Origin of the sequence: Pseudoalteromonas simplex (assembly GCF_015278155.1) — a bacterium.
In the GTDB taxonomy this organism is placed as follows: Bacteria; Pseudomonadota; Gammaproteobacteria; order Enterobacterales; family Alteromonadaceae; genus Pseudoalteromonas; species Pseudoalteromonas simplex.
This window is the reverse complement of record NZ_JADILN010000002.1, coordinates 784,645-795,530: the sequence shown is the minus strand read 5'-3', so window position 1 is coordinate 795,530 and position 10,886 is coordinate 784,645. Positions and strand designations below refer to the sequence as shown.

Sequence of the window (10,886 nt, the reverse complement as noted above, 5' to 3'; positions counted from 1 at the left end):
ATTAGCGACCATCTTAACTGTATCTGTGGTGTCTAACGACTCTTGAACGACTTTTATTTTAAATTCGAGGGAATATCTACGCTGTGACTTTACTTTCATGATTACTGACTCCAAAAAGGTGTCTACTTTTATGGAGTCAGATCAATCAGACTTACAGCTGACAGCTTAAGGCTTACAGCTTTGTTTTTTCATCTGCATCGCACTTAACGACCACATTAAAAAGCCACCTAAGAATAATGCCGCCGAAACATAGCCTGTTTGACTAGGGAGTGCGCCCCCAGCAATAGCCATGCCGCCAAGCCAAGGGCCTATGGCATTGGCAGTATTAAACGCACACTGTACTAGCGCACCAATCATGGCATGCCCTTGTGGTGATACATCCATTAATAACGATTGGATCACGGTACCTAAACCAACACTAAAACCAATAAAGAAAATCACCGCGTATAACAGCCAAATATTATGGCTTGCGCTTACATAACTGGCTGCAAATACTACAGCACCAATTAGCGCAGCCCCTGTGGTTTTCAGCGGTGAGTGGTCGGCGGCTTTACCTAATAGGTAGTTACCTAATGTACAACCAATACCAAACATGATCATAGCAATAGAGATAGTGTAAGCAGGGGTATGGGTGACTTCTAAAATAGTGTCGGCAATGTAAGTGTAAACACAAAATACACCACCAAAACCAATAATGATGATACCTAGAATGGTCCATACGAGCTTGTTCTTTAATACACTTAACTCATCGAGAATCGATGTTGGCGCGGTATTTTTTACGTTAGGTACGTATTTCACAATCAATACCAAGGCAACTAACGCAAGTAAAGCGGTGCCTGCCAAACAATAACGCCAGCTAAAGTTTTGCCCCACTAAGGTGACCATGGGCACACCAACGATAGTGGCAATGGTTAAACCCATAAACACTTTTGACATAAAGCTTGCGCGTTTATCGGCAGGGGCGATGTCGGCAGCCAATAAAATAGCAGCGGCGAAGTAGGCACCGTGTGGTAAACCACTTAAAAAGCGAAATAAAATAAGTTGCTCAAGCGAGTTTGCAAAAGCACTTAAGCCATTGAATAAAAACATCATACTGACAAACATCAACAGTGCATTGCGCTTACGCATGTTGGCGGTTGTGATCATAAATAGCGGTGCACCGACGACGACGCCTATCGCGTAAGCGCTGATGGCATAACCACTTTGCGCTGGCGTAGACGAAAATGTTTCGCTGATCAGGGGCAACATTGGCATCATAGAAAATTCTGATAGGCCTAAAATGAATGTGCCTAAAGCCAATACTATCAGAATGGTAAACGTGCTTGCGTTGCCTTGGGAGTTGGCTACGTTAGTCATGTAATTCCTTTAAAATAAATTTAAAAACAAAATAGATTTTTGATAATTGAAAGTGCCAGTAACAAATACTTTGTTCTGGAGTAGAGATGTGTGCCCAGTGCTATTTTAATACAAATTAATGGGGTTGATACAGTACTTTTTGGAACGTTCTATATTTGTTTGCTATAAGAAAATAACCTGAACTTCTTAAGTCTTTGCTGTTCAAAATAAATACAGAGAAAAAGCCAACTATACTTGGTGAATTAAATTGGTTTAAAGGAGAGTGTAATGAAAAAGATATTTGCTTGTATCGACGGTTCATGCATGACCGATGCGGTGACAGAAGCGGCTATTTGGATTTCTAAGCGCTCCAGCCATCCAATTAATTTTCTGCATGCTTTAGAGCCACCTTTGCCGCAGGGCAGTGATGATTTAACCGCAATTATTGGTTTAGGTTCGCAAACTTCATTGTTAGAGCAATTGGCAAAACTTGAGCAAGAGCGCAACAAAGTAGCGTCGCAGCACGGTCAATTATTGCTAGATGAAGCAATGAAAAAAGCCGAGCATGCAGGCTTAAACGAGATTGAGCAACAGCAGCTTTCAATGAGTCTTGTTGATGCCTTGCTTGAACATGAAGACAATGCCCGCGTGATGATTATTGGCCGCTCTGGTAAAGGCCATTACGATGATTTTAAAGTACTGGGCTCACATATTGAAACGCTGATCCGTCAGGTACATACCCCGGTTGCGATTGTGCCGCCGCAATTTCATGAGCCCACAAACTTTATGCTGGCTTATGATGGCAGCGAAAGTACCGACAAAGCGATTACACAAATTATCAAGGGCGGGATTTTATCCGGCTTAGATTGCCACTTGGTGATGGTTGATAAACAAGACGGTCACTGCCAAGACAAACTTGATACTGCCTCAGCAAGGCTGGCTGAAAACGGCTTTAATGTGAGAGCGCGCATGCTCGATGGCGATGTTTACCAAGCGCTGTGGCGGTATAAAAGTGACCACGCCGTTGACTTAATGGTGATGGGCGCATTTGGTCACTCTAAATGGCGGCAGTTCTTTTTAGGCAGCACGACCTTAAAAATGCTTGAAGATAGCCGTATTCCTTTAGTGGTGTTGCGCTAAGTTATTTACCTGTGACAGGGTGCGACAATATGTCACGTGTTCAGACTAATTAATGAGTTTTATAATCGGCGTCATTAATTATTTGCTTTGATTTTAAAAGAGTTATGAACACGCAATCTTCTCGCCCTGGTTTTTTATTTTCCAAAATTGCTGCAGCACTTAGCTGTGTTTTAAGTATTTCAGCCTTTGCTGATGATTCTATTGAAGTGATAGAAGTACAAGGTCATGCCCAAAATAACCATCAATTAGTTGGCTCTGCAGACGCGTTACTGAAAGATTTAGGTGTTGATTTTTCAGCGGCCGGAGGGGTGTCTAACTTGCCAGTAATGAACGGCATGATGGGCGATAGAGTTAAAGTTTTAGTTGATGGTGCTGATGTCACAGCAGCGTGTGCTAACCAAATGAACCCGCCACTCTCTTATGTGTCGGCAAATCAAATTGCCTCTTACAGTGTCGTTGCTGGTGTATCACCGGTAAGCAGTGGCGGGGATAATATTGCCGGTGTTATTAGGGTAAATACGATTGCCCCTGAATTTAGTGATTCAGACTCAGTGAAATGGCGCGCAGGCTATGTTACCGCCCAGTACAAAAGCGTTAACGATAGCCAAGCATACGCGCTAGGTGCCAGCCTTGCGAGCAAACAGTTTAGCTTGTCTTACCAAGGCAGCTTTGAAGATGCTAACAGCTATGATGATGGCCATGGTGAGCGTGTACTTGATACCTTATATCGAGTACAAAATCATGCCTTAACAGGCGTTATTCGTAATGAGAAACAACAGCTTGTGGTTAAGCTGACGCATCAAAAAATTCCTTACCAAGGCTTTGCAAATCAATACATGGATATGACCGATAACACCAGTTATGGTTTCGTTGTTCAGTATCAACGTGAGCTTGAAAATGGTGATTTGCAGGTGCAAGTGAATGCGCATGATGTAAAACACGAAATGGGTTTTTTCAGTAATGAGAAAACCGGCATGATGCCGATGAATACCGATGCACAAGATTACAGTTACCAAGTTCATTGGCGCACTGACTTATCAAAACAGTCATCACTAATGCTAGGGCAAGAATATTACGGTTATCGAATTGATGATTGGTGGCCAGCGGTTACAGGGTCAATGATGATGGGCCCAAATGAATACGTAAACATTAACGATGGCAAACGTGACCGCCTTGCGGCATTTGCGGAGTACCAAAACCAAGTAAACCAAGCATGGTGGGTGTCGGCAGGTGTTCGAGTTGAGCAAGTCAGCACAGATACTGGCGAAGTGCAGGCTTATAACGAAGGTGGCATGAGCGGCATGGCTAATATGGGCTCAATGATGGATATGTCAAAAACCGACGCCCAAGCTGCGATGGAATTTAACCAATTAGACCGTAAACGTGACGACACTTTAGTTGATATCAGCTTGCTTGCTCGCTATCAATTATCGAATAACGATGAGCTGCAATTTGGTTTAGCTCGTAAAAACCGCGCACCTAATTTATATGAGCGTTACAGCTGGGGTGTAGGTACGATGGCAACCACCATGATTGGTTGGTTTGGTGATGGTAATGGTTATATTGGTAACCCAGATTTAGAAGCCGAAACAGCTCACACATTAAGCTCTAGCTACACCAAACTTGCCAAAGACGATAGCTGGCAAGTAACGGCAAATGTTTGGTACACGCAAGTAAATGATTATATTGATGCTGAAGTGACTAAGAGCTTTAATCGCACCGACATGGCGCATACCAAGCGTAATATTCTTACTTTTACGAACCTAGATGCGACACTTTACGGTGCAAAACTGGCGGGCTTGGTAGAGCTTTACAACTCAAAGCAAGCAGGAAAATGGCAGTTAAAAGGCTCACTAACCAGTACTCATGGTGAGCGTGATGATAGCAATGAAGACTTATATCAAATTATGCCACTGCACACTGAGCTGAGCCTAGAGCACGAATACAAAGGCTGGCAAAACGCACTGAGCTGGCAATGGGTTGATAGTAAAACTCATGTTGATGAGCGCCGTTTAGAAAACCAAACCGACAGTTATCAGTTACTGGCTATCTCAAGCCAGAAAACGTGGCAAAATTTAACCTTTAAGTTAGCAATTACCAACTTACTTGATGAATATTACCAACAGCCACTTGGCGGTGTAAGCATTGCTAATTACAAGCAAGATATGAGCAATGGCTTTGAGCAACTTGCCGGACAAGGCCGTTCGTATAATGCCAGTGTGAGTTATAGGTTTTAGGTTAGGGAGTTAGCGAGTTGCTAGAGTAAAGTTAGCAAGCTGCTAGGGTAAAGAGTGAAGAGAGCTGTCAGCTTTCAGATTAAAACCAGAGTTTCTAGTTACGAGAGTAAAGTTAGCGAGTCAGATCACGTGTCCGATATAAATGTGACATAAGCTGTCGTAGGCGTGAAATTTATTTCGCGTTAAAACATATTGCACAAAGAGAAAAGAATGAGAAGACAATGAGGTAAAACAATAGATTACTTGTTGTTTTCCTCTAAAGCGCAGCGCCTCATATTCTCTTTGTGCAAATAAATGTCTTTGACGTAGGCGTGAAATTTATTTCGCGTTAAAACAAATTGCACAGTGAAAATAAATGTCTTTGACGTAGGCGTGAAATTTATTTCGCGTTAAAACAAATTGCACAAAGAGAAAAGAATGAGAAGGTAATGAGGGAAAACACTGGATTACTTGYTGTTTTCTCTAAAGCGCAGCGTCTCTWATCCTCTTTGTGMAAATAAATGTCTTTGAYGTAGGCGTGAAATTTATTTCGCGTAAAAAAAATTGCACAAAGAGAAAAGAATGAGAAGACAATGAGGTAAAACACTGGATTACTTGTTGTTTTCCTCTAAAGCGCAGCGCCTCATATTCTCTTTGTGCAAATAAATGTCTTTGACGTAGGCGTGAAATTTATTTCGCGTTAAAAAAATTGCACAAAGAGAAMWGAATGAGAAGACAATGAGGTAAAACACTGGATTRCTTGTTGTATTCTCTAAAGCGCAGCGCCTCTTATCCTCTTTGTGAAAATAAATGTCTTTGWCGTAGGCGTGAAATTTATTTCGCGTTAAAACAAATTGCGTGAAAATAAATGTCTTTGWCGTAGGCGTGAAATTTATTTCGCGTTAAAACAAATTGCACAAAGAGAAAAGAATGAGAAGGTAATGAGGGAAAACACTGGATTACTTGTTGTTTTCTCTAAAGCGCAGCGYCTCTAATCCTCTTTGTGAAAAAATGTCTTTGCCGTAGACGTGAAATTTATTTCGCGTTAAAACAAATTGCACAAAGAGAAACTAATGAGAAGAAAATGAGGAAGTAATATTAAAACTTTTTTTGTTTTTCTCTAAAGCGAAGCGTCTCTTATCCTCTTTGTGAATCATAGAAGTGTTGCGCGATATAAAATCGCGCCTACAATTTTACCCCTGACCGCTAGGTATTTTAATTTTCCTGCTCAGCTTCTTGCTGTGCTAATTTTTCGCGTTCTGCCTTTGAGATGTAGGCCGGTTTATTGCTCTTATGCAATTTTGCATTGGCGCGCTTATCTTTTTGCTTAAGTTTAGTGAAGATCTTTTTTCTGCGGTTCATGAGTCTAACAAACGAATTAATAGGGTGAGTGGTTATTGTACCTTGTTGGTATTTTTAAGCGATCTATTTTGCTTTAATTAGAGATGTTATGTCGGCGTTATAAGCGTTACAATCAAGGCGACTTTCTAAAAACCTTCTTAAACTCTGGAGCTTATCTTGAAACATTCATTACTTGCTGCATTTTTATTAAGTGCTTTCTCTAGTCAGGCAACTGTGTCTGAGCAAAGTGAAAAGCTGGCTAGCTACGCGGTAGAGCAATATCAACAAGCGCAAATTCATACCTTAGAGAATTTAGTTTCGTATCCAACGGTAAATAAAGAAGGTCTAGCGACTCCTGATAACCCAGATTTTATTGGCTTTAAGTCGTTCTTAAAAATGAAAGCGGCGCAGTTTGGTTTTGATTATCAAGATTTAGGCTACACAGTGTTAATTGGCATGGGTAACCAAGCTGACAAAGTAACCATAGTAACCCATGGTGATGTGCAACCTGCAGATGCCAGTAAATGGCAGCAAAGTCCTTTTAAAATGGATAAAACCTCTGAGCCAGGAAAGCTAATAGCTCGTGGTACAGAAGATGATAAAGGCGCAATTGCGACTGCACTGCATGCAATGAAGGCGATTAAAGACAAGGGTATTACTTTAAATAACCGTATTGAATTAATGGTTTACCTTGCAGAAGAGTCTGACTGGGCACCACTCGAAGAGTTCATGAAAACCTATCAGCAACCAAAATATGCTGTCACTATTGATGCTTCATACCCTGTGGTTGTTGCAGAAAAAGGCTGGAGCTTAATTGCGCCGACTTTCTCTGCGACCTCAGCACAAACAGGCTTATATGTCAGTGATTTAAAAGGCGGCGCCTTTGTTAGCCAAATCCCTGAAGATGCCAGCGTGTTAGTGCATAACGCTGATGCGGCGACAGTGGCTAAATTACACGACAATGTCGCTAAGCTTAAAAACGTCAAAGTGGCGATGACAGAGCAAGACAATGGCTTGTTAGTCCAAGTGAAGGGGATTTCAGCGCATTCATCTGAGCCAGAAGCGGGTGAAAATGCCATTGCGCACCTTGCAGAAATCTTTAAAGGTATTGATGTTGAGAACAATAGTGATGGTCAAGCCATTGAGTTTATCAATCAACTAATTGGCCTTGATTTATACGGCGCGCAATTCGGTGAAATTGGTTACAAGCATGACTTTATGGGCCCGATGACTGTTTCGCCTACCTTATTAAGCCGCGACGGTAACGACATTAAACTGTCGATTAATATGCGTCGTCCGGTAGGTAAACAAGAAGCGGTGCTTAAGCAGCAAATTAATGAAGCACTTAGTGCTTGGCAAACCACTAATGGTGCTACGTTAAAAGACACTAAAGTTATTATTGGTACGCCAATGCTGTTAGATGGTGCGCCTCATGCAGAAGCATTACTCGATATCTTTAAGCACTTTACCGGCGATAAGGACGCGGGCTTTGTGTCAATTGGTGGTGGCACAAATGCTAAGTTATTTGATAATGCGGTGTCATTTGGTCCATCAATGCCAGGTAAAAAGTACACAGGTCACTCAGAGCATGAGTTTATTACTGAAGAGCAGTTAGCACTGAACTTAAAAATGTATACTGCAATGATGATGAAGCTAGGTAATATGTAATTCTATAAACTGAAAACGCCGCTTTATAGCGGCGTTTTGTTTAAAACTGGTGACTCATTCCTATTTAGAATTGGGCAACAAACTTAAGGTTATAAAGTTCAGCAGAGCCGCTTTCAGTGTAATTCGCGGTTAAATAGTATTTATCATTAATAAAGTACTTACCTTGTAAAACGAGTTCAGAATCATCCAACCCTGCACCTATGGCATAGTGATCGCCGAAGTAGTAGCTGATCATGGCATTGCTTGCTGAATCATAAAGGCTGTCTTGATGGCCAACATCGACGGTAATGTAATGGCTACCACTTAAATGATTAAAGTATCTGGCAGAGACATTCCAAACGTCGAGTTCATCATCTGTTTCTGCGCTAAAACCAAGGTAATCTTTATCGTTGATTTGGAGGTTATACTGCGCTTTTAAGCGGAAATAATCATCACCATATTCACGCACATCCCTATTTACAGAGACCTTTAAGGCATCGGCAAATAAATAGCCTATTCCTAAGGTATAGTCATCAGCATCATCAACATCGTAAATTTCACCTGTAACAAACCAGTTTTTATAAAATCCTTCACCAAACAAGCCAAGATAATCAGTGTAATCGCTATTAAAGTAATTCACTCGGATGTTGGAATCTGTATCTAGGTAGCCATAATCATCAAGTACCCCAGAGCTCTGCTGCTCCTCAAAGTAGTAATGACTCACTAATTGGTAAGCATTAAAACTATATCTGTGGTTCTCTATGTGCGTGTAGTCGATACTGTTGAACCATTGTTTACTTACTTGTTGTTCTGTGGCGATTGAGCAGTTTGAATAAGCAAGTGTTGCAAGAGCGATCGGGGCTAATTTTTTAATCATACATATCCTTGTTGTATTTGGTTTTGCTTCATAAAGATAATACAACGAGGCGGTAAAAAGAATGTAATAAAGTGTTGTGGGTCTGTTAGTTTGTGAAAAGGCCAAGCACTGCTTGGCCTACAGAGATTAATTAAGCGTTGTGGTGAGTGATATTTCGGCATTCATCAGTTTAGAAATAGGGCAGCCTTGCTTGGTTTGCTCACAAAGTTGCTCAAACTTTTCGAGTGAGATTTCTTTTATCTTTGCGCTGACATCAAGTGCAATGTGGCTCACTTCGAAGCCGTCATCAACCTCATCAAGGCTCACTGTTGCTTTGGTCGTTATGTCGTCAGCGACAAAGCCTGCTTCAGTTAGAGCCAGCGATAGCGCCATGCTAAAACAGCTACTGTGTGCCGCTGCAACCAGTTCTTCAGGGTTAGTACCTGGCTTATCTTCAAAGCGAGTGTTAAAGCCAAATGGCTGTTTCTCAAGCGCGCCACTTTGACTAGAAATATAGCCTTTGCCAGATTTAATATCACCAGACCAACTCGTATGTGCAGATTTTTTAATTGTCATCGTCATCTCCTTTGTAAATTTTTTCGACGACCGTGAAAGGCTTTCAGGGTTTTGTGCCGAAAACGGTGAGTTCACGATATAAGTGCAACTTAAACGCCAATATTTCTTTTTGCCTCACGCTTGCAACGTTCTGAGCAGTATTTAACATGCTCCCAGTCACGTTGCCATTTTTTACGCCACATAAATGACCTGTCGCAAACGGGGCAGGTTTTGCTGGGTAAATTCAGCTTTTTATGAGCCATGGCGTTGTCTTTTAAGGCTTATCACATGCTTATGCAGTACGGCTTTTGTGCCACGTTTTACGTCATCACGTTCTCGAAATGACCATAACCGCTCACGTGCTTGTTTGGCTGCGTGTTCAATATCGACCATGGGCTCTGGGTAGTCTTCGCCGAGTTTAAAATTATTAAACAAGGCTTCCATTGGCGGTTGTTGCCATGGCTGGTGGAGATCTTCTTTGGGTAAGTTTTTAAGCTCAGGGCACCATGTTTTTATAAATATACCATCTGGGTCTTTGTCTTCAGATTGCTTTATTGGGTTATACAAACGAATGGTGTTAGTTCCTGTGACCGATGCTTGCATTTGGATTTGTGGGTAGTGAATACCCGGCTCAAAATCTAAAAAATAACGCGATAAAATTAAACTAACAGATTGCCAATGAATGTTCATATGATGAGTCATAAAGCTGACTAACATAGCGCGCATTCGAAAGTTAATGTAACCTGTTGCTGCGAGGCAGCGCATGCACGCATCAATAATAGGAATACCTGTTTGACCTTGTTCAAAGCGTTTTATGTGCTCAGCAACATGTTCATCATCGCGATAAGGGTAGTGCTTGTAGCCCGCATTTTGCGGTGCAAACTCCATGCTGCATTGAGTTTCGAACTTTTGCATAAAATGGCAATGCCAGTGAAGCCTTGACTCGAAAGCATGTAATGAGCGACGCCAGCTTAAAGGCTGCTTTGCTAAATAGTATTTTAGAGTTTGATAAACTTGTCTGAGGCTCAAGTTGCCAAAGGCTAAGTAAGGCGAAAGCCTAGAGCATGAATCTCTACTTTTGGAAGGACTCGAGATGCCACTTTGGTAGTTCTTTGCACGCTCTTCTACAAAGCTCTGTAGGCAAGCTCTAGCTGCATGAGGGCCACCATATTGAAACTGCGGGTCGTGCTTTAGAAAATCATCAACACAGGTCGCTGCTTGGTAATTATTGGGCAGTACAGCATTAAATACTTGCCAATTTGGCGTTACAAGACGTTGGTTCATCACGCCATGCCAATGTGCTTGCCAATCAAACTGTTTTGGCCTCGCTCGTTTTACACCTCCAAGTGGCGTTTCGTGCCATGGAATTGCTTTACTGTTTAGCCAGCGTTTGACCTGTTTATCTCGCTCAAATGTATTGTTTAGGCCTATTTCTTGATGACTATAAACCCCTGCAATATCAAAATCTTCACTGAGGGTTTCTAACAAGGTAATCATTTCTTGATTATAAATGGCGATTTCAGCGTTGTATTTTTCAAGTTGTTGGTTGATGTCTTTAAGTGACTGAGCAACAAAACGCCAGTGCCTTAAGCTGTAATGGGGGTCGTCGAGTAATAGAGGCTCAAAATTATAAATGAGTAAGCAAGGCAGATCTGATGCAATCGCACTGGCAAGTGGTTGATGATCAGACAATCTTAGGTCACGTTTGAACCAAACAAGATTTACTTTTTGTTTTTTTGAGTCTGCCATAAACGTGGAGTTGAAAAAGTGTTTTGCTCTTAATACGTAACAAGTTA

Annotated in this window: 9 protein-coding genes; 3 read left to right on the top strand and 6 right to left on the bottom strand. The window is 41.6% G+C overall.

Features of this window, described 5'->3' with window-relative positions; translation table 11 throughout:
• Nucleotides 1-165 precede the first annotated feature (165 nt).
• Nucleotides 166-1,356, bottom strand: coding sequence for an MFS transporter (locus tag IRQ78_RS07470; RefSeq protein ID WP_194441720.1), 1,191 nt, complete (start codon nt 1,354-1,356; stop codon nt 166-168).
• A 267-nt stretch (nt 1,357-1,623) separates the two neighbouring features.
• Between IRQ78_RS07470 and IRQ78_RS07465 the strand changes: the two genes are divergently transcribed.
• Nucleotides 1,624-2,475: a universal stress protein gene (locus IRQ78_RS07465; RefSeq protein WP_187489923.1), complete on the top strand. Its 852-nt coding sequence runs from the start codon at nt 1,624-1,626 to the stop codon at nt 2,473-2,475.
• Nucleotides 2,476-2,579: 104 nt separating this feature from the next.
• Nucleotides 2,580-4,712, top strand: coding sequence for a TonB-dependent receptor (locus tag IRQ78_RS07460; RefSeq protein WP_194441719.1), 2,133 nt, complete (start codon nt 2,580-2,582; stop codon nt 4,710-4,712).
• A 1,194-nt stretch (nt 4,713-5,906) separates the two neighbouring features.
• Here the strand turns inward: IRQ78_RS07460 and IRQ78_RS07455 are convergent.
• Nucleotides 5,907-6,053 (bottom strand): DUF2986 domain-containing protein, encoded by a 147-nt coding sequence (locus tag IRQ78_RS07455; protein ID WP_082389188.1) that lies wholly within the window; start codon nt 6,051-6,053, stop codon nt 5,907-5,909.
• 156 nt (nt 6,054-6,209) lie between these two features.
• Here IRQ78_RS07455 and IRQ78_RS07450 point away from each other — a divergent pair, with 156 nt between their 5' ends.
• Complete coding sequence (locus IRQ78_RS07450) at nt 6,210-7,700, top strand: dipeptidase (RefSeq protein WP_194441718.1); 1,491 nt, start codon at nt 6,210-6,212, stop codon at nt 7,698-7,700.
• Nucleotides 7,701-7,764: 64 nt separating this feature from the next.
• Here IRQ78_RS07450 and IRQ78_RS07445 read toward each other — a convergent pair whose 3' ends face one another.
• The 4 genes from IRQ78_RS07445 to IRQ78_RS07430 form a co-directional block, all read right to left on the bottom strand.
• Nucleotides 7,765-8,556, bottom strand: coding sequence for a putative porin (locus IRQ78_RS07445; RefSeq protein ID WP_194441717.1), 792 nt, complete (start codon nt 8,554-8,556; stop codon nt 7,765-7,767).
• A 126-nt stretch (nt 8,557-8,682) separates the two neighbouring features.
• Nucleotides 8,683-9,111: an OsmC family protein gene (locus tag IRQ78_RS07440; RefSeq protein WP_054551814.1), complete on the bottom strand. Its 429-nt coding sequence runs from the start codon at nt 9,109-9,111 to the stop codon at nt 8,683-8,685.
• A gap of 89 nt (nt 9,112-9,200) precedes the next feature.
• Nucleotides 9,201-9,353 carry a DUF2256 domain-containing protein gene (locus IRQ78_RS07435; RefSeq protein ID WP_138601387.1) on the bottom strand — a complete coding sequence of 51 codons (153 nt, stop codon included), beginning with the start codon at nt 9,351-9,353 and terminating at the stop codon, nt 9,201-9,203.
• On the bottom strand, nt 9,343-10,839 hold the full coding sequence (locus IRQ78_RS07430) for a cryptochrome/deoxyribodipyrimidine photo-lyase family protein (protein WP_194441716.1): 1,497 nt from the start codon (nt 10,837-10,839) through the stop codon (nt 9,343-9,345). Before IRQ78_RS07430 ends, IRQ78_RS07435 begins: the two co-directional genes overlap by 11 nt.
• Nucleotides 10,840-10,886: the final 47 nt, after the last annotated feature.

Excerpts from the sequence above, each read along its gene's own strand:
- IRQ78_RS07435 (WP_138601387.1), bottom strand. The coding sequence starts at position 9,353 with ATGGCTCATAAAAAGCTGAATTTACCCAGCAAAACCTGCCCCGTTTGC.
- IRQ78_RS07455 (WP_082389188.1), bottom strand. The coding sequence starts at position 6,053 with ATGAACCGCAGAAAAAAGATCTTCACTAAACTTAAGCAAAAAGATAAG.
- IRQ78_RS07470 (WP_194441720.1), bottom strand. The coding sequence starts at position 1,356 with ATGACTAACGTAGCCAACTCCCAAGGCAACGCAAGCACGTTTACCATT.
- IRQ78_RS07440 (WP_054551814.1), bottom strand. The coding sequence starts at position 9,111 with ATGACAATTAAAAAATCTGCACATACGAGTTGGTCTGGTGATATTAAA.
- IRQ78_RS07430 (WP_194441716.1), bottom strand. The coding sequence starts at position 10,839 with ATGGCAGACTCAAAAAAACAAAAAGTAAATCTTGTTTGGTTCAAACGT.
- IRQ78_RS07465 (WP_187489923.1), top strand. The coding sequence starts at position 1,624 with ATGAAAAAGATATTTGCTTGTATCGACGGTTCATGCATGACCGATGCG.
- IRQ78_RS07445 (WP_194441717.1), bottom strand. The coding sequence starts at position 8,556 with ATGATTAAAAAATTAGCCCCGATCGCTCTTGCAACACTTGCTTATTCA.
- IRQ78_RS07460 (WP_194441719.1), top strand. The coding sequence starts at position 2,580 with ATGAACACGCAATCTTCTCGCCCTGGTTTTTTATTTTCCAAAATTGCT.